The sequence below is a fragment of the Tychonema sp. LEGE 07196 genome (assembly GCF_963890365.1).
GTDB lineage: Bacteria > Cyanobacteriota > Cyanobacteriia > Cyanobacteriales > Microcoleaceae > Microcoleus.
In genome coordinates, this window is record NZ_CAWPRX010000214.1 from 12,009 (window position 1) to 36,219 (window position 24,211).

At 46.3% G+C, this 24,211-nt stretch carries 24 protein-coding genes; 13 read left to right on the forward strand and 11 right to left on the reverse strand.

Features of this window, described 5'->3' with window-relative positions; genetic code table 11:
- Positions 1 to 1,174 precede the first annotated feature (1,174 nt).
- The 4 genes from AACV78_RS27390 to uvrB are packed head-to-tail and all read right to left on the reverse strand — an operon-like array spanning position 1,175 to position 4,143.
- Entirely contained in the window at positions 1,175 to 1,573 is a 399-nt protein-coding gene (locus AACV78_RS27390) for a DUF2281 domain-containing protein (protein ID WP_194009686.1), read from the reverse strand.
- On the reverse strand, positions 1,570 to 1,914 hold the full coding sequence (locus AACV78_RS27395) for a DUF6883 domain-containing protein (RefSeq protein ID WP_194009685.1): 345 nt from the start codon (positions 1,912 to 1,914) through the stop codon (positions 1,570 to 1,572). The genes AACV78_RS27390 and AACV78_RS27395 overlap by 4 nt, the downstream gene beginning before the upstream one ends.
- The gene (locus tag AACV78_RS27400) at positions 1,911 to 2,114 is read right to left on the reverse strand and encodes a DUF433 domain-containing protein (RefSeq protein WP_339383807.1); all 204 of its coding nucleotides are present in this window, start codon (positions 2,112 to 2,114) and stop codon (positions 1,911 to 1,913) included. The genes AACV78_RS27395 and AACV78_RS27400 overlap by 4 nt, the downstream gene beginning before the upstream one ends.
- A 16-nt stretch (positions 2,115 to 2,130) precedes the next feature.
- Positions 2,131 to 4,143: an excinuclease ABC subunit UvrB gene (uvrB, locus tag AACV78_RS27405; RefSeq protein WP_194009684.1), complete on the reverse strand. Its 2,013-nt coding sequence runs from the start codon at positions 4,141 to 4,143 to the stop codon at positions 2,131 to 2,133.
- A gap of 184 nt (positions 4,144 to 4,327) precedes the next feature.
- Between uvrB and AACV78_RS27410 the strand changes: the two genes are divergently transcribed.
- On the forward strand, positions 4,328 to 4,798 hold the full coding sequence (locus AACV78_RS27410; protein ID WP_194009683.1) for a hypothetical protein: 471 nt from the start codon (positions 4,328 to 4,330) through the stop codon (positions 4,796 to 4,798).
- A gap of 119 nt (positions 4,799 to 4,917) precedes the next feature.
- On the opposite strand, the gene AACV78_RS27415 is transcribed toward AACV78_RS27410, so the two are convergent.
- From AACV78_RS27415 to urtA, 3 genes are all read right to left on the reverse strand, one after another.
- Positions 4,918 to 5,265 carry a DUF5615 family PIN-like protein gene (locus AACV78_RS27415; RefSeq protein WP_194009682.1) on the reverse strand — a complete coding sequence of 116 codons (348 nt, stop codon included), beginning with the start codon at positions 5,263 to 5,265 and terminating at the stop codon, positions 4,918 to 4,920.
- The gene (locus AACV78_RS27420; RefSeq protein WP_194009681.1) at positions 5,262 to 5,495 is read right to left on the reverse strand and encodes a DUF433 domain-containing protein; all 234 of its coding nucleotides are present in this window, start codon (positions 5,493 to 5,495) and stop codon (positions 5,262 to 5,264) included. Before AACV78_RS27420 ends, AACV78_RS27415 begins: the two co-directional genes overlap by 4 nt.
- A 352-nt stretch (positions 5,496 to 5,847) precedes the next feature.
- On the reverse strand, positions 5,848 to 8,721 hold the full coding sequence (urtA, locus tag AACV78_RS27425; RefSeq protein ID WP_194009680.1) for an urea ABC transporter substrate-binding protein: 2,874 nt from the start codon (positions 8,719 to 8,721) through the stop codon (positions 5,848 to 5,850).
- 806 nt (positions 8,722 to 9,527) lie between these two features.
- Here urtA and AACV78_RS27430 point away from each other — a divergent pair.
- The 6 genes from AACV78_RS27430 to AACV78_RS27455 all read left to right on the forward strand — a co-directional run bounded on the left by AACV78_RS27430 (position 9,528) and on the right by AACV78_RS27455 (position 15,387).
- Positions 9,528 to 9,734, forward strand: a complete 207-nt coding sequence (locus AACV78_RS27430; RefSeq protein WP_194009679.1) for a hypothetical protein — start codon at positions 9,528 to 9,530, stop codon at positions 9,732 to 9,734.
- Positions 9,735 to 10,168: 434 nt separating this feature from the next.
- Positions 10,169 to 10,351 carry a CsbD family protein gene (locus tag AACV78_RS27435; RefSeq protein WP_194009678.1) on the forward strand — a complete coding sequence of 61 codons (183 nt, stop codon included), beginning with the start codon at positions 10,169 to 10,171 and terminating at the stop codon, positions 10,349 to 10,351.
- A gap of 77 nt (positions 10,352 to 10,428) precedes the next feature.
- On the forward strand, positions 10,429 to 10,872 hold the full coding sequence (locus tag AACV78_RS27440; protein ID WP_194009677.1) for a hypothetical protein: 444 nt from the start codon (positions 10,429 to 10,431) through the stop codon (positions 10,870 to 10,872).
- 114 nt (positions 10,873 to 10,986) lie between these two features.
- Complete coding sequence (locus AACV78_RS27445; protein WP_194009676.1) at positions 10,987 to 11,499, forward strand: hypothetical protein; 513 nt, start codon at positions 10,987 to 10,989, stop codon at positions 11,497 to 11,499.
- 362 nt (positions 11,500 to 11,861) lie between these two features.
- Positions 11,862 to 12,644, forward strand: a complete 783-nt coding sequence (locus tag AACV78_RS27450; RefSeq protein WP_194009675.1) for a DsbA family protein — start codon at positions 11,862 to 11,864, stop codon at positions 12,642 to 12,644.
- Between the two features lie 382 nt (positions 12,645 to 13,026).
- Positions 13,027 to 15,387, forward strand: coding sequence for a VIT domain-containing protein (locus AACV78_RS27455; protein WP_194009674.1), 2,361 nt, complete (start codon positions 13,027 to 13,029; stop codon positions 15,385 to 15,387).
- Between the two features lie 156 nt (positions 15,388 to 15,543).
- On the opposite strand, the gene rpe is transcribed toward AACV78_RS27455, so the two are convergent.
- Positions 15,544 to 16,245, reverse strand: a complete 702-nt coding sequence (rpe, locus tag AACV78_RS27460) for a ribulose-phosphate 3-epimerase (protein ID WP_194009673.1) — start codon at positions 16,243 to 16,245, stop codon at positions 15,544 to 15,546.
- Between rpe and AACV78_RS27465 the strand changes: the two genes are divergently transcribed.
- From AACV78_RS27465 to AACV78_RS27480, 4 genes are all read left to right on the forward strand, one after another.
- Positions 16,244 to 16,366: a hypothetical protein gene (locus AACV78_RS27465; RefSeq protein WP_255512947.1), complete on the forward strand. Its 123-nt coding sequence runs from the start codon at positions 16,244 to 16,246 to the stop codon at positions 16,364 to 16,366. The genes rpe and AACV78_RS27465 overlap by 2 nt on opposite strands.
- Positions 16,367 to 16,484: 118 nt before the next feature.
- Complete coding sequence (locus AACV78_RS27470; protein ID WP_194009672.1) at positions 16,485 to 16,859, forward strand: hypothetical protein; 375 nt, start codon at positions 16,485 to 16,487, stop codon at positions 16,857 to 16,859.
- A gap of 104 nt (positions 16,860 to 16,963) precedes the next feature.
- Complete coding sequence (locus AACV78_RS27475) at positions 16,964 to 18,379, forward strand: LCP family glycopolymer transferase (protein WP_194009671.1); 1,416 nt, start codon at positions 16,964 to 16,966, stop codon at positions 18,377 to 18,379.
- Positions 18,380 to 18,599: 220 nt separating this feature from the next.
- Positions 18,600 to 19,028 carry a YidH family protein gene (locus AACV78_RS27480; RefSeq protein ID WP_194009670.1) on the forward strand — a complete coding sequence of 143 codons (429 nt, stop codon included), beginning with the start codon at positions 18,600 to 18,602 and terminating at the stop codon, positions 19,026 to 19,028.
- Positions 19,029 to 19,084: 56 nt separating this feature from the next.
- Here the strand turns inward: AACV78_RS27480 and AACV78_RS27485 are convergent, their stop codons facing one another.
- Together AACV78_RS27485 and AACV78_RS27490 are read right to left on the reverse strand one after the other, a co-directional pair.
- Positions 19,085 to 20,671, reverse strand: a complete 1,587-nt coding sequence (locus tag AACV78_RS27485; protein ID WP_194009669.1) for an ATP-binding protein — start codon at positions 20,669 to 20,671, stop codon at positions 19,085 to 19,087.
- Positions 20,668 to 21,351, reverse strand: coding sequence for a response regulator transcription factor (locus AACV78_RS27490; protein ID WP_194009668.1), 684 nt, complete (start codon positions 21,349 to 21,351; stop codon positions 20,668 to 20,670). The genes AACV78_RS27485 and AACV78_RS27490 overlap by 4 nt, the downstream gene beginning before the upstream one ends.
- A 101-nt stretch (positions 21,352 to 21,452) precedes the next feature.
- Between AACV78_RS27490 and AACV78_RS27495 the strand changes: the two genes are divergently transcribed.
- Positions 21,453 to 21,905, forward strand: coding sequence for a hypothetical protein (locus AACV78_RS27495; protein ID WP_194009667.1), 453 nt, complete (start codon positions 21,453 to 21,455; stop codon positions 21,903 to 21,905).
- Positions 21,906 to 22,062: 157 nt separating this feature from the next.
- Positions 22,063 to 23,022 (forward strand): calcium-binding protein, encoded by a 960-nt coding sequence (locus AACV78_RS27500; RefSeq protein WP_194009666.1) that lies wholly within the window; start codon positions 22,063 to 22,065, stop codon positions 23,020 to 23,022.
- 237 nt (positions 23,023 to 23,259) lie between these two features.
- On the opposite strand, the gene AACV78_RS27505 is transcribed toward AACV78_RS27500, so the two are convergent.
- Positions 23,260 to 24,174, reverse strand: coding sequence for an alpha/beta fold hydrolase (locus tag AACV78_RS27505; protein WP_194009665.1), 915 nt, complete (start codon positions 24,172 to 24,174; stop codon positions 23,260 to 23,262).
- Positions 24,175 to 24,211: the final 37 nt, after the last annotated feature.

Genomic DNA, 24,211 nt, shown 5'->3' on the forward strand with positions numbered 1-24,211 from the left:
GCCAAAATCTTGTTAGTCAAGATAGGGAATCCTATGGACAACATGGAATTTCAGAGGGGTTGAGGAATGACGATTCCCAGAGCTGGGAATGATACATACATAAAATTGGCTGGCGTTGTGGAAATTTTTGAGGTGGACAACATAGAAAGTCAGAGGGATTGAGGGGCGATCGTGATTTATTTCCAGATCGGGAAACTTCCACTGGTGGAGAGGATGAAAAGTCAGAGGGGTTGAGGGACGATCGTAAATAAGACTAACTTTACTATAGTTTATATTCCGTCATCTGAATGTGATGTAATGCCTCACCAGTTAGTTTCAATCCCTATTAGGGATTAATAAAAGTTGGGGGAGCGTAAATATATTTGTACAATTTAAAGAAAACATCATGGTGTTTCAATCCCTAACAGGGGTTTATATAATTTGTAACAAGGTTAAGCACTTTCAAACTTGTTACGTTACGTCAAGTTTCAATCCCTGATAGGGTTTGAAGTTTATCTGCTGTCCATAAGGTAGCCTAAAGGTAGCCTAATAACCACTAAATTTTTACCATTATTGTGGAAAAGCTCTTATTACACAATAATTTTATGTCAAATCATTAATAGGAGCTATTGTTGACACAAAAAATCATACAAAGCCTTGACGACTAGCTGGCAAATGTGCTAATAATAAAGAACGTCCCTAACACCGGCAAGTAATAGGGACGCTCTGTTGTAATTCTGAATCTTGAAGCGGCTGCACTGACGTGTATTAAGCCGTTCTATAGATTCTTGTAGTTTTTGAGATATCCAATTCATGATAGCAGATAGTAATCCCCAAAACAACCACCCCCGGACTCCGCGGGCCTCTGATCTGACCACTTCTATCCGCAGTCTGCTTGAGAACATCGAAATCCTTCTGACTCGGATGCAACACCTTGAGCAAAAGTGTACGAATCTTGAGGAAAGGCAATCTTACCTAGAGTATGACCTGCACAATGATAACGGAAACTTAAAAGCGGAAAACCTCGGACTTCGACAACAGCTAGACTATCCCTCTGACTATTAGCCTTCGGACAAAGAGTTATTCGATCGCGAATATGCAGCATATAGACTAGGAATCTCATAGAAAGTACGATCGCCCTTTTCATCCAAAAAATAGGAAAATGGTAAAAGGCGATCGCACTTCACCTAAATGCTTAATACGATCGCACTTTTTGCTGTTTTTCCCGCAAAAACTCCGCAAAATCGCATACTTCAGCCACTAACTCGTCAGGTAAATTATTTAAAACCGACAGTAAATGCTCTCGAATCCCCATCATTTCGTCGGCAGATTTTACTAATTGCAACTGATGCGGATAAACTGTTTCAACACCTATCGTTTCCATAAATGATTGTGGCTCATCCTGAGTTGCGACAACAAAATCTCCACCAACTTCTGCTTTCACCCATCCGCCAAATAACTCGACTAAATAGGCTTCACCGTTTTTGAATACCTCAACAATCGCCCCGGCTGTTTCTGGCGGTGCAACTCCGCCATCTGCGAGAGCGATTTCTTCGGTTAAACTCACTGCATCGAATAACTGAAATTTGCTCATTGCTGTCTACCAAAACGTTGAGGAACTGCGGTAACAAATCTAGCAATATCTTCACCAAACAGAACAATCCAGCCTGTACGTATTTGCCAAGATACCCCTGAAGGTCCTGTAACTAAAATAATAGCTTGGTAGCGTTCTCCATAGTCATTCTGTCCGACTGGCTGTAACAATTCTAGCGAGATTTGGGCTATAATTGCGTCTCGAATCGCCTCCGGTGACTCAAACCGCATCACCTCCCGCCAGAATTTCTGCTTATCTCCGCCTACTCCTGCTTCCGTGGCACTGCTGAAGAGATATTGCGCCTTAGCAATGGGAAACTCTAAACGAGTGGGTGCATTCATAGCATTGATGTTGAGAGTTGATACTGGAGACTAGCTTTAATATCCTCCGTTTCCAAATAAGGATAAGCTGCCAAAATTTCCTCTACACTCATCCCATTTGCTACTAAACTCACTACCAAAGAAACAGTAATTCGCATTCCTCGAATGCAAGCTCTTCCTCCCATAATTTTGGGATCGAAGGTAATGCGATCGAACATCATATCCTCCCACTCTTCCTTAATGTCCCAATAGCTTATCCCGCAAATGCTTAATCCGATCGCGCAACTTACCAGCCTCCTCAAACTCCAACTTCTTCGCCGCCGCCTTCATCTGCGCCTCCAACCGCCCGATTAACTGAGGAATCTCATCCAAAGATAACTCATCAACCTGTTCGTAAACCTCCTCCAACTGCTGGGAATTCAGCTTGCGCGACACATCCAGAAACGCCAAAATCGCGTTAGTCGATCGCTTTTTGGCGATCGGCTGCGGCGTAATCCCGTGCATCTTATTGTACGCTAGCTGAATTCCCCGGCGGCGATCCGTTTCGTCGATCGCCTTAACCATGCTGTCAGTCAAATTATCCGCATACAAAATAGCCTGTCCTTGCACGTGCCGCGCCGCCCGCCCGATCGTTTGAATCAACGAACGTCCCGATCGCAAAAACCCCTCCTTATCCGCATCCAAAATCACCACCAGCGACACTTCCGGCAAATCCAAACCTTCCCGCAGCAAGTTCACACCAATCAACACATCAAACTTACCATCCTGCAAATCTTGGATAATTTCGATGCGTTGAATCGACTGGATTTCCGAGTGCAAATACCGAACTCTAATCGCCCTTTCCTGCAAATATTCGGTTAAATCCTCCGCCATCCGCTTCGTTAAAGTCGTCACCAAAACTCGCTCGTCCCGACTGACTCTCTCCTTAATTTCCCCCAACAAATCATCAATTTGTCCTTCCGTCGGGCGCACAAAAATAGTCGGATCGATTACTCCCGTAGGGCGAATAACTTGCTCCGCAACTCTGCCTTCGGATTTTTCCATTTCCCAATCACCAGGCGTAGCAGAAACAAAAATGCACTGATTCTCTTTTGCCCAGAATTCCTCAGCTTTTAAAGGGCGGTTATCGGCCGCGCTGGGCAACCTAAAACCGTGTTCGATCAACACTTTTTTCCGCGCTTGATCGCCGTTGTACATACCCCGAATTTGCGGGACTGTAACGTGGGATTCATCTATCACCAACATCCAATCTTTAGGAAAATAATCAATCAAACATTCTGGCGGTTCCCCCGCATTTCTGCCTGCTAAATGCCGCGAATAATTCTCGACTCCGTTGCAGTATCCTACCTCGCGCAGCATTTCCAAATCGTAGCGGGTGCGCTGTTCAATTCGCTGAGCTTCTAAGAGTTTTCCTTCTTTTTCAAATTCTGCCAGTCGGTCTTCTAATTCGAGTTCTATTCCTTGACAAGCTGCTTCTAATTTATCATCAGCAGTCACAAAGTGTCGCGCTGGATAAATATTTAAAGCAGTGGTGCTTGCCATAATTTTACCGGTTACGGGGTCAACGTAGCGAATGGCATCGATTTCGTCGCCGAAGAATTCTACGCGAATAATTCTATCTTCGTAGGCGGGGCCGATTTCAACAACATCGCCTTTGACGCGAAATTTGCCTCTACCTAAATCGATGTCGTTGCGACTGTATTGGACGTTGACTAAATCTCGCAAAACTTGCCGCTGGTTGACTTCCATTCCTACTTGCAAAGGGATAGCGGCTTTCAGGTATTCTGCGGGCATTCCCAAGCCGTAGATGCAGCTAATTGATGCTACGACAATTACGTCGCGGCGTTCAAAGAGCGATCGCGTGGCGGAGTGTCGCAGCATATCGATTTCATCGTTAATTGCTGCGGTTTTTTCTATGAATGTATCGGTGACGGCTATGTATGCTTCAGGTTGGTAGTAGTCGTAATAACTGACAAAGTATTCGACTGCATTGTTGGGGAAAAAATTGCGTAGTTCGTTGCACAGTTGAGCTGCCAAGGTTTTGTTGTGTGCTAGAACTAAGGTTGGTCTGCCGATTTTTTCAATAACCGAAGCAATGGAGAAGGTTTTGCCGGTACCTGTCGCGCCGAGTAAGGTTTGAAATCGATCGCCCGCTTGGATGCCTTTGACGAGTTGCTCGATCGCTAGCGGTTGGTCGCCTGTGGGCTGGAAGGGCGCTTGCAATTGAAAAGATGCTGCCGCAGTTACCATAGGAAAATGTAGCTATTACCAATAAATCTTAACAAAAATATAGGGATTCTGCAATTTCGTTCAGAAAATAGTTAGACTTTGTAATACTATTTTAATCATCGGCCGCAATAGAAAGCAGAAAGCCCAGAAAAGCAGTTGTCCGAACCCAGCAATCAACCCCCAGCAATTAGCAAGGAAAAAAATTATGGCTCTCACACCCAAAGATAAAGTCAAAGCGAGCGCCCGCAACAAAGGCACTACCAAGGCCCTACCAGCCACCAGCGAAGGTCAATCAGCGGGCATCCAACTTTATCGCCCGCAACTCATGCATGATAACCGCCCCGTCGGCCCTGACGATTTTACCATCAGCGAGACAGTCTCGATCTCGGGGAATCGCCCGATCGGCACCAGCACCCTGCACATCAGCGAAACCTACGGGATTGTAGGCAATCGCCCGGTGGAAGCCAGCGACTTGGAAGTAGTTGGTACAATGGGGAGACGCCCGATCGGCTCCAGCGCCATTCAAGTCAGCGAAATGTTCAGTATGTCCGGTGCTCGCCCAATTGGAGTAGGTACTCTGCACATTGACGAAATTTACTCCACAATGGGAGGAGACCGCCCCATTGCTTCAAACGAAATTGACGATAGCTCGACTTTAATGGGCTTCTTAGATTAATCAGTCATTAGTCATTAGTTATTGGTCATTGGTTTTTTACTGTTAACTAATGACTAATAAAACATTTGTAGGGAAATTGAGCGCGATCGCTATTGAGCAATTAAATCATCGAAAATAATTTATTTAACCCGGCAGATTTCCACAATATTTTCGCCATTTTTAAGTAGATCGACTGCATCAGGAAAAGCACCAGTGAAAATGCGCTGCAAATCTCTATTCGTAATGTTACCGCAGGTTAGCCAAAGAATTTGTGGTGGACTACCAAGGCGAATTAATAAATCCACAAAATCTCGATCCTTAGTTATGATAACTGTACCTAAGCCGTTGGTACGAGCCGCATTAAATATCTCAATATCCTGAGCATCCTGCAGCCCCAGCTCTTGCAATGTAACCGCGTTAACACCGAATGTTTGGGTTAACCATTTCGCCAAACTTGGAGGGAATTGAGCACTTAACCAGAAAATCATACTGCGATCCTGGGGAAATCTATGCTGAGAGATGCAAAAAGCAGACACGCTTGAATGTCTTCTGGTTCCAAATCGGGGAAATCAGCTAGAATCTCGCTAGCTGTTACATTATCTGCTAGAGTTTCTAAAATGTCGCTAACGCTAATTCTCATGCCGCGAATACAGGGGCGACCGCCACATTTACCAGGTGTTTGAGTAATCCTTTTAAGCAATGCAGTTCTATCAGTCATATCTTAAATTTCTCGTTTTCCGATCGATTAACTGCGATAATTCAGGTTCGTAGTGCGTATGCAAGTCCGCTGTTTAAGAGCGTATGCAAGTCCGCACTACGAACGGTTTTTGTGATGGAGTTCTGGCGTCCGCAAATTGGAGCCTCTGCAAGTCCGCACTACGAACCGTTTTTATTATGGTAATCGATCAGGCATGATATGACCGAAAGCATCCAGGATACAAGCCCCCGCATTCATCCGTGGAGAAATAAAAAACCTGTATCCGATGAAACTTGCCCCCCGAATTTATCCGTGGGGTCAATGCTTCAATCTAAAATCTAAAATCTCAAATCTAAAATCGATTGACCGATCGCTAATTTCGCGGACGCTGATATTTACTCAACAAATCAGCAAAGTGCTTGTAATCTACAGGCTTCCTTAAATACTCCGCCGCTCCTAATTCCAAACCCTGATTTTTGTCGTCCAAAAAAGTCAACATAATTACCGGAATATCCGCTAAATCAGGATCTGCTTTTAATGCAGACAGCACCGCCCAGCCGTCCATACTCGGCATCATTACGTCCAGAGTAATCGCATCCGGTAGCAACTCCTTTGCCAACTCAAGCCCAGCTTCACCGCTAGCTGACGATCGCACCTCAAATCCCTCTTTCGACAAACAGCGAGTGATTAAATCCCGGGCGTCGGGATCGTCGTCAATCACCAGCACAATAGCAGCATCCGGCAATTCCAAGGGTTGCGGCCCCAATTTGTCCGTTGTTTCCGGCAGCGATTCATCGTCTTGGGCTTCTTTCTGACTTTTAACCGCAACCGGCAACCGGATCGTAAAAGTAGAACCGCAATCAAACTCGCTCTCAACCGTAATATCCCCGCCCATCATCTGGCAAAACTTCCGGCTAATTGTCAGCCCCAAACCGGTGCCACCGTACCTGCGATTAGTAGAATCATCGGCTTGGGAGAAAGCCCCGAACAACCTCGACAACTGATCGTCAGTCAGCCCGATGCCAGTATCGGTGACTTGAAACACGATCGCAGAATTTTGACACCCAGAGTTCACGATAGAAAGTCCTTCAGAATTATCAGGAGGCAAAACTTCCCATTCTTCTTCCTTCCAAACATTAATTGTAATTTTCCCTCGATCGGTAAACTTAGCAGCATTGCTCGTCAAATTCAACAGCGCTTGTCGCAGCTTCGAGGAATCAGAATAGATCGTGCCAATATCGCGATCGCAATTGACGATCAAAGTGTTGCCATTTTTCCCCACCAGCGGTTGAACCGTAGTCACAACCTGCTCGATCAACTTCCACACATCGAAAGTTTCCAGAAAAAGAGTCATCTTTCCTGCTTCAATTTTAGAAATATCAAGGATATCGCTAATAATATTTAGCAACTGTTTGCCTGCAAGATTAATGCTTGCCAAATCCATCACAAACTCTTCTTCCCCTAGTTCGATCGCCTCTTCTTGCAACAGCTCGCTGTAGCCAATAATCGCATTCAGGGGCGTCCGCAACTCGTGAGTCATATTTGCCAAAAATGTGCTTTTCGCCCGGTTGGCAGCTTCAGCAGAGTTCTTAGCAACTTCCAATTCGCGCGATCGCTCCTCTAGCTGCCGCTGCCGTACTTCCAAACCCTTGAGCAAACTGTTAATTTGCTGAGCCATTGTATTGAGAGTAGAAGATAGCACCCCGATCGCATCATTAGACACCACAGGCGATCGAGCCGTCAAATCACCGCTCGCCATCAGTTGGGCTGCTTCCCTGAGCAAGCCGAGATTCCGAATAATCCCCGACACCGAAACACAAGCAACTATCCCCGCGATCGAACTCAAAACCAAAGTCCCCAGCAGCCAGTGCTGAGTGCGGCTCGCCACCAACAGAGTTTGCTGTACCAGCACCGTCATTGCTGACTCAGAAACCCCCGCCGCCGCAGAAGCAGCCTCTATTGCCACCAGATAGTTCTTCATCTGCACGGCCCCCATCCACCCGACTCCCGCCGCCATCCAAGTTATCAGTACCAAGATCGCAAACAGCCCGATCAAAGAAGCCCGAGTTCCCACAGAAATCCGCCTCGGAGCAAGGGCTGCCGCCCAAGGATAGTCTTTCAGAAAAGGATCGGGCACCAGCGGCGCGCCGGAATTCCAAATTTCCTCAATTTGACCGTCCGATCGCACCTTGCCAATCCGAGCAGTTTTCCAGGTATGCTGCGTTTTGGCATCTATTTTTACCTTGCCCGAAGGCGCGGCAAACTCAATATTTTTAGCAGCCTCCCTGACTTTAACTGCATCTGTCGAACCAGCTTTTTCTACTGCTTGTTTCCAGAGATAAACGCCAAAATAAGCCGCTTCTATCGGATCGTCCGTCACTCTATTTTTCCCGTATCGAGCTTTATAAGCCTTGACAAATTTCTTATTTTTGGGTGTATCTACGGTTTGAAAATAATTCCAAACTACCAAATGTCCGGCAATATTTTGATACCCGATCGCCCGCACTTCCTCTTCTGCTATGCTCGCCGACATCACCAGCAAGTTTTCCGGTTTCAAGCCAGCTTCCCGCAACTTTTGGAAAAAAGCCACATTGCTGTCGCCGTTAAGAGTATTGAGAATCGCATCCGGTTTCACTGCTAAGATATGTGCGATCGCCTCATCCACCTTCCTCGAACCAAGCGGCAGATACATTTCCCCCGCCAACTCTCCCCCGAGTGCCGCCAGTTGAGCTTTCACAATCATATTTGCCGTGCGGGGAAAGATATAATCCGAACCCAACAGAAAAATTTTCCGCTTCCCCTGTGCGAGTAAGTAATTCACCCCAGGTACAATCTGTTGGTTTGGCGCAGCACCAGTATAAAAAACATTCGGACACTGTTCTAGCCCTTCATACTGCACCGGATAAAACAGCAACCCGCCATATTGCTCAAAAGCCGGCAGTACAGCTTTCCGACTCGCCGAAGTCCAACAGCCAAATACCACCGCCACCTGCGCTTCTTGGAGCAATTGCTTAGCTTTTTGAGCAAAAGTTTGCAAATCGCTGGCTCCATCTTCTATCACCGCTTCCAAGGGGCGTCCGAGCACTCCTCCGGCCGCGTTAATTTCCTCAACGGCCAACAGCGTCGCGTCTTTAACAGAAATTTCGCTGATCGACATCGTGCCCGTGAGCGAATGCAGCACGCCTATTTTTATCGGCTCACGAATTAGGCCTGCTGCTTCGAGAGGGTTACTGCTGCTTGCTCCCATAGGGTTTTAGATACTTTTTACTAATAACAGAAATTTTAGTTCGATCCTGCTGGAAGTCAGCCTTGATGCTAACTCCTGTTTAGCAGATTTGTTCGGGCGATCGCCACAAAACTTGGGAATTGCCGCACCCTGTTGATTTTAACGGTCAAACTCGATCGCCTTGACCTCAGTCTGCACCAATCTGTCGCCTATTTCTCTCTTCATTTTGTCCCGATGTCGAAACCGCCTCATCAAACAAACGACACAAGTCCATAAATGCGCCATACCCCCGCACTCCCCCACACTCCCCGCACTTCCCGCACTCCCACGCGCGAGTCACAAAGCAATCTCACGCACTCAAGCACTATTCCCCTTCCCCTATAGCCTTTCTCAAAAAGGTGAAGAGCGATCGATTTTACATACTTCGGCTTGCTTCGGCTACGCTGGCTCACAAGCCGGGAGCGTACGAGTTTTAGATTTTAGATTATAGATTGGGAGATTGGGCAATTGGGCGATTTTCGATACCTCATATGAGAGCTCTAACTGCTATATAGCGGTTTTCAAAAAAGTGAGGTATGCGCTATGCCCTATGCCGGATAGTACCTCATAGGAGAACTCAAAAGGCTATATCTCTCTTGCGGCCGATTCTAGTTTCCCTGATTTCTCTAACTATTAGATTAAGAAATAAAAACTCAAAACTATTCCCCAGCCCTAATCTCCCTTCAGGCAGAGGAAAGTCTCTGCGATCGCGCTTAGGATAAATCTAAGGTTGACTCTATAAGTAACCTTCTTAAAAATAACTTTTGCAAATAGTTGGGTGAAAACTAATGAATATTGAACCAAACGCAACCAACAGGGTCAGCGACCTACAAGTCACGCTACCAAAATCCAGAGAAACATTGCTCGGCGAGGAAACAGAAAAAGCCCTCGGCGAGGAGAAACAACACAAAGCTGAAACTATGCGCGCTGTCGAACAGTTAAAAGAAGAACTGCAGCACAAAATAGATACAGAATGTCACCATACGCCAGATTAAAACTAATGCCAATGTTTAGAGGGTGTGGGTAAGATACGGTCTTGCCCGCACCCGCTTTTTGAAGTTAAATAAAAGTCGGCACTATTCAAGATAAATTTAAAACTTTCCATTCTTTGAGTTTAAAATAATCCTGTTCTCGGTGCACAAATAGCTTTGCGCCGAGCTTTTTGTGCGATACTACACTTCCTTTGTTGCAGCTAGCAATTTAGGTCAAAAAACCGTCAGCACCAAAGTCGCTGTCTATCCTCAATTCAAGAACAATTTTTTCTAATTCCCTATTCCTAATTCCCTATTCCCTATTCCTGACCTCCATGAGATTCTGTACACTCCGAGTACACCAAACGTTCTTCCTACAGGTAGAGTGCAACCGAGCTGGTTGTTCCCTATGATAATAAGTAGAAAGTGTAAAACTAGATACAGATAAGGAAAAACAAATGAGTCTTGAAGATAAAGCAAAGGCAACTGGCAAAAACATCGAAGGCAAAGCTCAAGAAGCCCTAGGCAATGTTACTGGCGACCCCAAGGATAAAGCTGAAGGCAAAGCGAAGCAAACAGAAGCACAAGCTCGTCACGCAGTCGAAGATGTGAAAGATGAAGTCAAAAAGAAATTAGACTGATTCTAATACTAATTGAGAGGGTCGATAAAGCTGACCCTCTCAAATATTAAAACTGTTTTCATACCGGAGGAAAAAAGGTGAGTTTATTGCAGCAGAGTCGAAAAATAATTGCGGGTCTAATGTTGGTTTTAATGCTGGCTGTGACGACAGCCTGCGCCCCCAGCGTTTCCGCCCAACAACCGACTAATGTACCTGTAGCAATTGGCGGCAGTCAGGGTTATTACGCGCAGCTAGAACGCGGCAATACCGCTGCAGGTCAAGACTTTGGTCAATGGGTAACAAAGACTGCTCAAGGCTTAGTTCAGGATGCTTACGTGCGTGACAATAATAAGTTGGGAGTTGTAATTACTCCGCAAGTCCGCCCTAACGAAGTGAAAGATTTGGCGAAGTCTTTAGCTCAAGGTTTTCACCGCAATTTTCCCAACCAGGATGTAAGTGTTTTGATTTATGCTCCTGATAAAAAGCTAATTTTGACAGCGAAGTACGACCAGCAATCAAATCAAATTGAATACAATTCTTGATTTGGCAACAAAGTTTAAATGAGCGCGTAGCTTTAATAACATTTTGGAATTTTGGGCTGGCGAAATCATCGAAATTTGAAACATAACAGTTGTGTAGATTTGGGAAAAGATACCATGAGTAGCAGCGATAACTATAAGAGTCAAATCATGAAGGATTTGGCTCAGGGGAATAAAGAAGTGATGCCGGAGACAACCGGTGAAGAGTACGAAAATTTTGACGATTTTGCTCAGAGAACTTCTCCGGATCAGCGCAAACAATTATTCGGGCGTTCTCTGAATCACGACTCGCTACCGCCGGCGCAGTTGGAACCAGAATTGCAAAAGGCGATCGCCCAAATTAAGCCAAAGGAACGCGATGATGTGGCTCGCGAATTCCTCAAGCAGTTGGACAAGAGAGGATTGAACGATCGCCAATTGGAAAAGCAATTAGGACTTTCTACTCACCACGCCAGTCGCATGAATGCTGACGATGTTACCAAGCTGGCCTCGTTTACCTATCACAATCACCCGGATATTTTCCGAGATGTGCTCGCCCAAGAACCTGGTTTGATGAAGTTTTTGGGGAATCCAGTTGTAGTGGGTATTTTGGGAATAGTTGCTGCTAAATGGCTCAACAGTCGCAAATAGTTAAGGAAAAACTGAAGTCCGAACATCAAACCTTTTTTAATGGCGTTTGATGTTCGGACTTTAGTCATTTTTTGTTGGAAAAAAACTGAAGTCCGAACATCGAGCCTTTTTGATGGCGCTCAGCGCTACCTCAATTATTAAATTCTTCAATTATTCAATCGATAACTTCTTCAATTCCCCAATTATTCAATCTAAGATTTAAAATTTAAAACTCGTACTGAGCGACTTGTGAGCCAGCGTATCGGAAACAAGCCGAAGTATCTAAAATCGATGGATGGCTCGCCTTTTTGAGGAAGGCTCTACCTGACACTCCGCAAAATAGAATGTAGGATTAAGTGTTGCCTTGAATCAGAAAAAAAAAGATGAACTTATCCACTATTTGGCGAAAACTCCGCAGCCAGCAAGCCTTCTGCTTCGCTGCACTGCTGGCAGGTTGCCTGGTATTTATCGGTTGTTCCCCCGCCCAGTCAGCGGCTGGCAATTCAGTCGATCCCAAGTTTAAAGAGCAAGTCTTGCAGGTGATCCGCGAAAACCCCCAAGCAATTTTAGATTCGGTACAAGCGTACCAGCAAGAGCAGCAGCAGTCTCTCAAAGCTGCACAGGAGTCTTTTTTGCAGGCGATGAAAACTAATCCCAAATCTGCGATCGGGGATGCTCCTACCACGGGCTCGGCGGCGCAGCAGATTGTACTTTTAGAATTCTCTGACTTTCAATGTCCGTTTTGCGCGAAGGCTCACGAGACTGTCAAGCAGTTTATGGCCAAACACCAGGACAAAGTTACTTTAGCCTACAAGCATTTTCCCTTGACTTCAATTCACCCTCAAGCGCTGCCAGCGGCTAAAGCAGCTTGGGCAGCCCAGCAGCAGGGCAAATTCTGGGAATATTACAATGCTTTGTTTGAAGGGCAGAAAGACTTAGGCGAAGAATTTTACGGATCGATCGCCCAAAAGCTCAATCTAAAATTAGATAAATTCAACACCGATCGCAACAGTCCCGCCGCCGAAGCCGCCATTGGAAAAGACGTGCAACTGGCTAAACAACTTGGCATTGAAGGCACTCCGTTCTTTATCATGAACGGCCAAACTTTCTCCGGGGCTGTCGAGCTTTCTGAGATGGAAAACATTCTCGCGAATGTCTCGAAATAATCAATCTCATTTCCGGTTGCATCGGAATTAATATTATCCGAAATGAGGACACTGCACCTGCGGTGTCCCTACAATTAATCTGGCGGTAGGGACAGGGCATTGCCGTCTCCTCTATATCGCAAAAAAGTGCAACCGGAGTTGACAGAAACGCTGCGATTGAATTTGGCAAATGGGCATTATTACGATCGCACCAGCCAACAGTAATGCTGCGGTTTGACTGGCAGTTTAAGTCGATCGCAACTGAGCATTACTGTTTGTATGATGTTATAATATAGCCTTTCTCGGAAAGATGAGGTACTATCTGGGATCGGCCAAACCGGGCATAGGACATACCTCACCACGCTTGATAACCGCTATATATCAGTGATGGAGGAACAACCTCATGACACCCTTGGCATCTTTAACCGATCGCACCAGTGGATTGTACGTGCGTTCCCCCGAAGGAAAACAACTCGTTTTTCCCCTGAGACATACAGAAGTCCTAGCCCAAATAGCCGGAAATCTATCGCGGGTTGAAGTCTCGCAAAAATTTGAAAATCCTTTCACCAAGCCGCTGGAAGCCGTCTACATTTTCCCGCTACCTGCCGAAGCAGCGGTTGATGAGATGGAAATTAAAATCGGCGATAAGACCATTAAAGGCAGCATCAAAAAACGCGAAGAAGCACAGCGAATTTACCAACAAGCCAAACAAGAAGGGCGGACAGCGGGTTTGTTGGAACAAGAGCGAGATAATATTTTCACCCAGTCCCTCGCCAACATCAAACCGGGTGAAGAAATCGAGGTCACGATTCGCTATACAGACAGCTTGAAATTTATAGCTGGGGATTATGAATTTGTTTTTCCGATGGTTGTCGGGCCGCGATATATTCCCGGTACGCCACTGGATGAAACTGCAGCCAGCGGTAGCGCCCCAGCCCCAATGACAGTTAATTCGTCTACCGATATTGTTCCCGATGCGGATCGGCTGAATGCCCCGATTTTGCCACCGGGAATGCGATCGGGACATGATATCGGCGTGACGCTGGAAATTGCAGCGGGCGTACCGATTCGTAACGTCAATTCCCCATCCCATCAACTGCGTATCGAATATTTCGACTCACCCCAATCTTCCTCCGCCAGCGAGCAAAAAAATGGGCTAATGGTGCGCGTTCAGTTGGGTAATTCAGATACAATTCCCAACAAAGATTTGATTGTTCGCTATCAAATTTCTGGTCGAGAAACTCAATCGACGGTATTAACTCAAGCGGACGATCGCGGCGGACATTTTGCTATTTACTTAATTCCGGCGATCGAGTACAAAACTGATGAAATTGTTCCGAAAGATGTCGTATTTTTAGTCGATACTTCCGGTTCGCAATCCGGTGCGCCTTTGGAGCAATGTCAGGCATTGTTGCGGCAATTTATTAACGGATTGAATCCAGCGGATACTTTCTCGATTTTGGATTTTTCCGACAAAGTGCGCCAACTTTCCAAACAACCGCTACCGAATACAGCAGAAAATCGACAAAAGGCGATCGAATATATCAACAAACTCCACGCTGAGGATTGTACGGAAATGTTGGGCGGGATTCGGGCTGCGATCGATTTTCCAGCACCATCCGGGCGCTTGCGGACTGTGGTATTGCTCAGCGACGGTTACATCGGCAACGAAAACGAGATTTTCGCCGAAGTACAGCAGCATCTCAAATCGGGGAATCGCCTGTACAGTTTTGGTGCGGGGAGTTCCGTTAATCGCTTTTTGCTCGATCGCATTGCAGAAATTGGACGGGGGATCTCCCGCATTGTCACCCACGATGAACCAGTTAATAAATTTGTGGAAAAGTTCTTCCAACAAATCAACAATCCGGTGTTAATAAATCTAGAAATTACTTGGCAGGGAGAGGGCGAAAATCCGGTAATTTATCCGTCAGTTGCGCCGGATTTGTTTGCAGAACAGCCTCTGGTTCTATTTGGAAAAAAGGGCGATCGCCAAGCTGGAACGCTTCATATTAAAGGGGTTAGTGCAGGCGGACACCAGTACGTCCAAACCTACGAAATGAACTTTACCGATCCTGGAAATCCGGCAGTTGCCAAGCTTTGGGGGCGGCATCGCATCAAAGATTTGATGAATCAGATGGTGCAGTACGAAACCAAGGTGGAGGTGGAAAAAGTGACAGAAACGGCGCTAACCTATCAGCTTCTGTCGCAGTACACGGCTTTCGTGGCTGTCAGCGATGATGTCCGCGTTGAACCGGGCACCGAATCCATCTCGATGAACGTGCCTGTAGAAATGCCGGAAGCGGTGGAATATGAGGGCGTATTTGGTGGCACAGGCTATGTAGAAGATAATGGCTGCACAGACTGGATGGAACAAGAACAAGAATTAGAACGCGGCATCACATTTAATCGCCTAGAAAAACGGGTGTATCCATTGCCCGCACCAGCCAGCGCCCCGATCGCACCGGCCCGCCCGCGCAGCACATCACCTGTAGAAGTCGTTAGCGCTGCGGGGTTGGATGAATGGGCGATCGATAGTTTAAACGAATACTTGGAAACCCGGATTGTCCCGCCCGGTATAAACGGCGAACTGGTTTTGGAACTTGTCTTCGATAAAGTTCGCCTCACGCGCATAGTCGTAGATACCGATGCTTCGACTTTGGCAGATGTGGAGTTGCTCAAAACGATTAAAAAATGGCTTTTGAGCTGGCGCATTCCTCACCCAATTGGGAATACAGTGCGCCTGACGTTGCGGGTTAGCTCTTGATATTTTGAGGACTTGCATCATCTCAGATCAATATTTGAGATCGATAGACCAAAACAGTTCTCTCTAATAATTATCGCTTCACAAGCATCCTGCCTGTGAAGCGATAATTTTGGGAAAAGTCTATTACTAATTCATCGGATGCGATCGCATTTTCAACTAAACAGCAGCCAATTCAGGAGTCGGGCGCTTGCTGTTGCGGATACCCTCGATCGCGCTTGCGTAATCCTTCGCCTTAAACACAGCAGAACCCGCGACGATCGCATTTGCGCCCGCTTCCAGAACCTGCCAAGTATTGTTCGTCTTCAAACCGCCATCCACCTCAATCCAAGGATCGAGGCCCTTCTCATCGCACATTTGGCGCAACTGGCGAATTTTCGGCAGCACCGCCGGGATAAAACTTTGACCGCCAAAGCCCGGATTCACGCTCATAATCAGCACCAAATCGCAAAGTTCCAGCACGTACTCGATCAACTCTAGGGGTGTCGAAGGATTCAGCACCACACCAGCCTGCTTGCCCAATTCCCGAATTTGACCTAGGGTGCGGTGCAAGTGAGGCGAAGCATTGTGCTCGGCGTGAACGGAAATAATGTCCGCACCAGCCTTAGCAAAGTCTTCGACGTATTTCTCCGGCTCCACAATCATCAGGTGGACATCTATTATCTTGGTAGTAACGGGACGAATTGCTTCGACAATCATCGGCCCGATAGTAATATTAGGAACAAAGCGACCGTCCATCACATCTACGTGAATCCAGTCAGCCCCAGCTCGATCGACCGCCTGAATCTCTTCTCCGAGACGGCTAAAATCGGCTGATAATATTGATGGAGAAATAACGATCGGTTTTTGAGATTTGGTCATGGCTAAGTCTGTTCTCCTGTCTGCGGTGCTGTATCCAGTTTATCAAAATACGGCTCTGTGGGTCGAAAAGTTGCGATCGGGCGATCGACTGCCAGCAATCACCGAAAAATTTTGCCTCTGACAGACAACGTTTGTGCAAAACCGGCCCTGCTGCGAATTTTGGTCTGCGAGCTCAATTTTCTGTCAAACCAATAAATTTTGTGCAAAACTAGACCTCCTGTAAATTTTGAATGCAAATTATGAAAAATACACATCCCTTAGACAATCCTGAACTCGATCGGGCAAGTCTGTTTGTATTAATGATCCCAGTCATCGGCTTTTTCCCCGCCCTGTGGAATCTTTACCGGCGTCAGGGCAGCCCCGAACGCAAAGCCGTCAGCCGCTTGGCAATTGCCCTTGCTTTTAGTTGGCTCCTAGGACATATTCTTTTAGAAGGTGCAGCGATTTCTGCGGAATCTCCGACACTTACCATGTTATTAATGAGTAGCCTGCTAACAACCAGTTATTTTATCGTTTCTGTGGGACTGATGGTTCGTCTCTGGAAGCGTCAACCGCTATGGTTGCCCGGAATAAGCCGCGTGGCCGAGCAAGTGGTCGGCAAACATTTATCATAATTTAGGGTTCTTTGAAGCCCGACCCTATTGATTGAGTGCAGTTTCCGCTTGATACTACATATTTCCGCGATGTTTTTTTATTTTTGTTGTCTGTGAGGAAGCCAGTGCCAGTTCAAAAAACTCCTAATCAAGACCCTATCCAACAATCAACCGCTCAACCTGCAACCAAAAAATCGAACCAGCCGCATCGAGGCCGTTGGTTGGGCTTTGGTTTTGGTTTGGCTGGAGTAGCCATGCTCTCAGCCACCGCCGGAGCGCTGCTAGCCGTCTCGCTTTCCACAACACCGCTTCAGCAACAAAAGTTGACTCCCGAAGAAGCGGCGGTGTTTTCTCAAGGCGACATGGCAAAGCTCAACATGAAGATGCCAGAACTGACTCGCCCAGTTAATATTTTAGTTTTAGGACTTAAGGTTCTGAGTTCAGACCTCGACGGCCATCCCGACAAGGAACAGGGATACGATGTCTGGCAAAACTCTTTTAAGGGGTTAACCGATACCATGCTATTGGTGAGGTTTGACCCTCAAAATAAAAGATTAAGCGTGCTTTCGATTCCCCGTGACACCCGCACCTATGTTGAAGGTAGGGGTGAAGTGAAAATCAACGAAGCTAATTACTACGGTGGCCCGGCTTCGTCAGCTAAATCAGTCAGCGGACTCTTGGGCGGCGTGGGAATTGACCGTTATGTCACAGTCAATATTCAAGGCATCAAAAGCTTGGTAGATGCACTGGGTGGCATTACTATTAATGTCCCTAAAGACATGAAGTATACCGATGAAAGCCAACATTTATATATAGATTTAAAGGCTGGGAAGCAGCTTCTCAACGGCGAACAAATCGTGCAATATTTGCTTTACCGGCACGACGATTTGGGCGATATTGGGCGGGTGCAGCGCCAGCAATTGTTGATGCGGGCTTTTGTGGAACAGGAAGTTAATGTAGGTTTGCTTTCTCGTTTGCCGAAGATTTTGTCGGTGATTCAGTCTCACCTCGACACAAATTTGAGTATAGAAGAATTGGTGGCTTTAGCTGGTTTTGCTACTCAAACCGATCGCGCCAGCGTGCAAATGTTGATGGTTCCCGGCAGATTCAGCGATCCTAGAGACTATAAGGCAAGTTTTTGGTTGCCAGACCAAAATGCGATCGAAACTATGGTGGCAGAGCATTTTGACTTCGGTCAAAATACTTGGACAATCGAGAATGCTGATGCGACTTTTCTGAAGGTGGCGGTTCAAGACAGTACGGGCGATCCCTCTGCTGTTGAAGATTTTGTCAACACTATGACTCGCGCCGGCTATCGGAATGTTCAGGTTTATAAAGCTTGGCCAGAACCGCTCGAAGAGACCACGATTGTCGCTCAAGACGGCGATATTAAAGGTGCCCGAGCAATTCAACAGTCTTTGGGTTTTGGAGATGTGCTGGTTGAGAGTACGGGTTCTTTGCAGTCGGATGTGACAATCAGATTGGGCAAGGATTGGTTGAGCAAAAAAACTAAGTATGGAAGCGAATTGAAATCTTTTTAAACTGGGTTTTAAATTCGATATTTGTAGGGACGCAGCACTGCTGTGTCCTATTTTTTTGTGTGGGTAGATAAGGATGCGAGCGCTTTTTTGTCGATTTACTGATACTATATTTTTGGGTGATGATGAATCGCGATCGCAATACCGATACTTCCCTCCACAACCAAAACTGACACAATAATCAACGAGGGAAAGCTTAAGATATTTTATAAAGGTAGAGTTGATGAACAAGGGTGCTAAAATAGACCGACAGCGCGAACATCAGGCAAATGAACGCACCTTTCTTGCATGGTTGCGAACTTCACTCGCTTTAATTGGTTTTGGGTTTGCGATTGCTCGGTTCAGTTTATTTCTCCGTCAATTTCAAGCTACAGTGACTCAGCAAGAAGTTTCCTCCCCTCCCTTCTTCAACTCCGAAACTTTAGGGCTGAGTTTAGTCGTTTTTGGCATTGCAGTCATAGCCTTAGCAGCATGGCGTTACAATCGAGTTTTCTGGCAAATCGAGCGAAGTGATTATCGCCCTAATCGCGTGCTAGTTTGGATTCTGACGGGAGTTGTGATGATTTTAGGAACGTTAAGCATTCCGTTGTTGCTGTGGCGAGACCGCGCAAATATAGCTCCCACTTCAACTCCTAAAAACTCTCAATTGTAAATTAACCCGATCGCTCAGTTAAAGTCAAAACAACCGCAACCATATCATCGATCGGGTTAATCGCGATCGCCCACAGGTAAACTCAGTATAAACCCTGTTTGACCCAGGATTGCAGCATCTAGTTGAATATCGCCGCCGTGGGCCCGTGCGATTTCCCTTGCTAAACTTAGCCCCAATCCCGATCCTTCTATTTTTTGGATTTGACTGGAGTCGCCGCGATGGAAGCGCTCAAAAATTAGCTTGCGCTCGCTTAAAGAAATATCTTGAGAACTATTGACAATTTTCACAATTACTCTTTTTTCGTGACGCTGGGCTTGTAATCGGAGCCAACCCTTCGGTAAATTATATTTAATAGCATTCCCAACTAGATTTTGCAAAACCTGCACCAGCAAATCGCGATCGCCCTGTATATATAAATTAGGAGCAATTTCCATTTCCACATCTAAATGTGGTGCTAACAGTTCCATATCTTCGGAAATTTCCGATAGCAAAGCCGACACATTCACCTCAACCAAATGTAAACCCATACGTCCGGCATCGGCTAGAGAAAGTAAAAGAAGTTTGCGGGTGATTTCACTCAAGCGGTGCACTTCATCCAATAAATTACTTATAGTTTGCTGCACTTGAGAACCAGATTCAACTTGATGCAAAGCCAGTTCTATTTGCCCTTGCAAAATTGCCAGGGGAGTCTTTAATTCGTGAGCAGCATCTCCACTAAAACGAGAAGCTTGCTGAAAACTGCGTTCCAGACGTTCTAACATCTGATTGAACACAGAAATTAATTCTAAAAATTCAATATCCGTCGAACCAACAGGGACGCGCCGATCTAGTCCTTGTACGGTAACATTGCGAATAGCCATCGTGAGTCGCCCAATCGGATACAGAATACTCCGCGATATCACCCACGCTCCACCTGCTACGAATAACAGCACTGCGGGAATAGAAATTAGAAAGATATTGCGAATCGATGTCATTTCGAGATCGATCGCCTGTAAGTTAACAGCGATTGCTATTTGAGTCCGAGGAGAATGAATTGCACCCACACGCCAAACAGTTGTGCTAGTACGCTGCGTTGCTAGCTGAGTCTGAAAAACTTGAAGAAAATCGGGGCGATTGAATTGAGGAGGTCGATCGCGCGGAGGCGGAGGTTTTCTTTCTCTCGGAGAGAGTGAATCGGGGCGTTCGAATTGAGGAGGTCGATCGCGCGGAGGTCTTCTTTCTCTCGGTAAGAATGAATCAATTCCATTGGGAGGAGGAGGAGGAGGCTCTAATTCAAAAGGTATTCTATCAGCAGGATCTGGAGGCGGTTGAGGCAGCGATTGCCACAGTGATTTTGCATCAATTCCATCTTGCCACTGCCTCGATTGATAGAGCAAATTACCGTCTCTATCATTCACCAGCAAAACCACAGCAGTTTCTCCATTCATGCCCAAAATCAATGGCAAAGAATTAGCATAATTATCCCATTGAGTTGATTGCGGGCGAGTAGATTGGATTAACTGATTTTTAATTTCAGCATCAAGACGTTTTACCTTAGCATCGTAAATCAACCACCACGAAACAATACTAAAGCCAATCAAAGAAATACTTGCCAGAACAGCAGAGAATAGAGTAATCCGAAAGCGAAAAGATTGCAATTTCATGATGGGGAATCTGGTTTGCGAAACCGATAGCCAACACCGCGCACGCTCTCAACCCATCCCGTACCGCCGATGGGTTCAAGTTTCTTGCGAATGCGTTGAATACAGACATCTACCACATTAGTATTTGGATTAAAATCATAGCCCCAGATATGTTCGAGAATTTGCGTGCGGGTGAGTACCCTACCGGGCGATCGCATCAGATATTCCAACAGATTAAACTCGCGGGTTGTCAGTTCGACTGTATGGGAATCGCAAGTAACTTCTCGGAGAATGCGATCGAGTTTAACAGGGCCAACACTCAGAATATTTTGCCCGCTTCCAGAAGCACGCCGCACAACAGCATAAATCCGAGCAACTAACTCCTCAACAAAAAACGGTTTAGCCAAATAATCATCAGCACCGAGATGCAAGCCTTCAATGCGATCGTCTAATTCATTGCGAGCCGTCAATAAAATCACAGGTACATTGCGCCCCGCTTTTCGCAAAAGTTTGAGGATAGACAATCCATCTTTTCCCGGTAAAACAATATCAAGCACGATCGCATCGTACTGATTATCCATCGCCCGCCCGTAGCCATCGTTGCCATTATCGCAATAATCCACAACAAAGCCTTGTTCTTTCAAGCCGATACAAACAAAATTAGCGATTTTTTCTTCATCTTCAACGTATAGAACATTCATAAATTCACCGATGCGTTGTGATTATACAGTGATTGTTTATTTAATTAAATTACAAAATTGTAATCTATCAGCAGAGTTCCCCGTCATGTTTGGGTAGTTTGATGCTGCTATCAACTATTTGGCGATCGGTAATTATAACTACCATGAAAAATCCTGCACTACTCGCATTACCTGCTACAGCTTTGCTGCTGGGATTGAGCAGCTTGACTTTGCGCGATCGAACTACAGTCAGTTTTAACATCCCGCTAGCCCAAAGCCAACCCGCGCCCGATCGACAGCGCAGACATCCGCCCCGTATAGATTTTACCGCTGCGGCCAAACAATTAGGAATCACCGAAGCCGAGTTAATCGAAGCATTGGGGCTACCAGCCAAACCGCCCGAACCGCCAACTGAAAATAATCGCCCGCCGGGCCCACCGCCCCCTCCTCCTTTAGATATTGCCGGTGCAGCGAAAAAGTTGGGTATTACCGAAGCACAGTTGATTAAAGTTTTGGGCATTCCACCGCGTCCATCGGGCGATCGTAATATACCCCAAAATTCCGAAAAACCCTAACTTCCCAGATTACAAAACTGTAATCCCAGCACAGAGATAAATGTCATGTTGAACCAGCTTAATGATTGTATCGACTAAAGCAAAAGGCGATCGAGAATTCATTTCTTTAGCCTGACAACTGCTTTCAACTTAGAAACTTAATCGAGGTAATTACACCATGCCACCACTATTTCGCAATCCTAATTCAATTAATGTACCGGGCAATCCTCCACCTCCAAATCAAGGTACACCGGGCAATCCTCCTCCTCCAAATCAAGGTGCACCGGGCAATCCTCCACCTCCAAATCAAGGCGGACAACTTACCAATTCTGCTCTACCTCCCCAAAACCCAACTCCACCAGTACCGCCAGCCAACAGTATCAACACCACAGCAGGAAACGACAATATTACCGGAGATAGTTTAGACAACTTCATCCTAGGGAGTAGCGGCACTGATAGCATCCTTGGAGGATTAGGCACGGATACAATCAGCTATCTTTCCCTGGGAAATGGCATTACCCTTGAGGCAAAAGGCATTGTAGACAAAGGCGCAGCCGGCACAGACAGCCTTCAAAGCATCGAGCAAATTATTGCTCCTTTAGGGCAGATTAACACCATCGATGCTTCCACAGGTAGCGGCACAGCTTCTATTAATGCAAATTTGTCGCAGAATAGTTTAGCAGTGAACAATTTACCCGGTATCGGCACTCTGAATTTTACTGTAGAGAATTTCGCGAATGTCACGGGCACGCCCAATGTAGATGTGATTACCGGCAATAACCTAGACAATTCTTTAATAGGAGGAGCGGGTAACGACACACTTTCGGGTGGACGTGGCAATGATACCCTAATTGGAGTCAATCCATCGAGTGCTACACCGGGAAGCAACGAAACAGATGTGCTGATTGGCGGTAGGGGTAGAGATGTTTTTGTTCTCGGTGATGCCGCAATTAGCTACTATCAAGGAACAGGAGTTGCAGTAATTCAGGATTTCCAACAGGGAATCGATCGCATTCAGTTACATGGAAGTATTTCCAACTACAACATTGTTGGTAACTCCATCAATTTAGCTGGTACATCTGACCAAATAGCAGTGATTCAAGGCGGCTTTACCCCTGATAGTTTCATATTCGTGTAATCTCAATTCCGGCTGCACTCAGACATGATACCGAGGAGACGGCAGTGCCGTTTCCCTACCCAAAATAATATTGTAGGGACACGGCACTGCCGTCTCCTAATTTCTTCTTCCTACTTCTTCCTTCGTGTTCTTCGCGTCTTCGCGGTTCAATAATACTTATGATACCGAGGAGACGGCAGTGCCGTTTCCCTACCCAAGATAATATTGTAGGGACACGGCACTGCCGTCTCCTAATTTCTAATTTTCTGCAAATACCGATCGCCCTTTAATCCAATCAAGTAAAATAGGATTGACCAATTCCGGCGCTTCATCCTGCGGACAATGGCCCACTCCCTCCAAAGCAATAAACTTTTCAACAGCCGGAAACTTCGCCAATTCTCGCCCCAGGGCGATCGGCTCCCAAGGATCGTTTGCGCCCCACAAAATCAAAGCAGGACAGCTCAAACGCGGCAACAAATCCTCCGGTAGCGGCCCTTGAGAATAGCTGATAAAAGCCACAAATACATCCACAGCGCCGCTATCTCGCGCTGGTTTTAACAAGATTTCTACAAGTTCGTCGGTGACAGCTTCCGGCTGGTGATAGGCTTGCAAAAGCACTTTTTTGACTGTTTTTGGCGTGGCTAATTGTTTGAAAAATAATTGACTTATCCACTTGACATTTAAAACTTTTTGTGCGATTGGCGCTCCAAAACTGCGATACCAAGGCATTTCGGCGCGCTTGCGATCGTGCAGCAAGCGCAGGGAACAATTGAGTAAAATTACGCCAGAAGCAATATCGGGAAAATCCACAGCGGCTTGCATAATTGCCACGCAGCCGATCGAATTTCCCACCAAAAAAGCCGGCCCGCCCGCAACTTCCCGACAAAAATCAGCAATTAACTCACCCCAAGTTTCAAAAGTATAGTCAATCTCAAGCTTGGGCGCGGGCTTAGCAGAACCGCCAAAACCGATGAGGTCGATCGCGTAACAGCGACAATCAGCAGCCAACACAGGCAAATTCTTGCGCCAGTGGCCCCAAGACGCGCCAAAACCGTGAACAAACACCACCGCAGGGCCCTCGGTTCCCGCAGCCTGGTAGCAAATCGGAAAACCTTTCCACATCCAGATTTGAGGTGCAGCAAGTGTTGACAGAGTGGGAGTAGAAGGTGTCATGGGATTTTAGATTTTAGATTGGGCATGGGGCATGGGG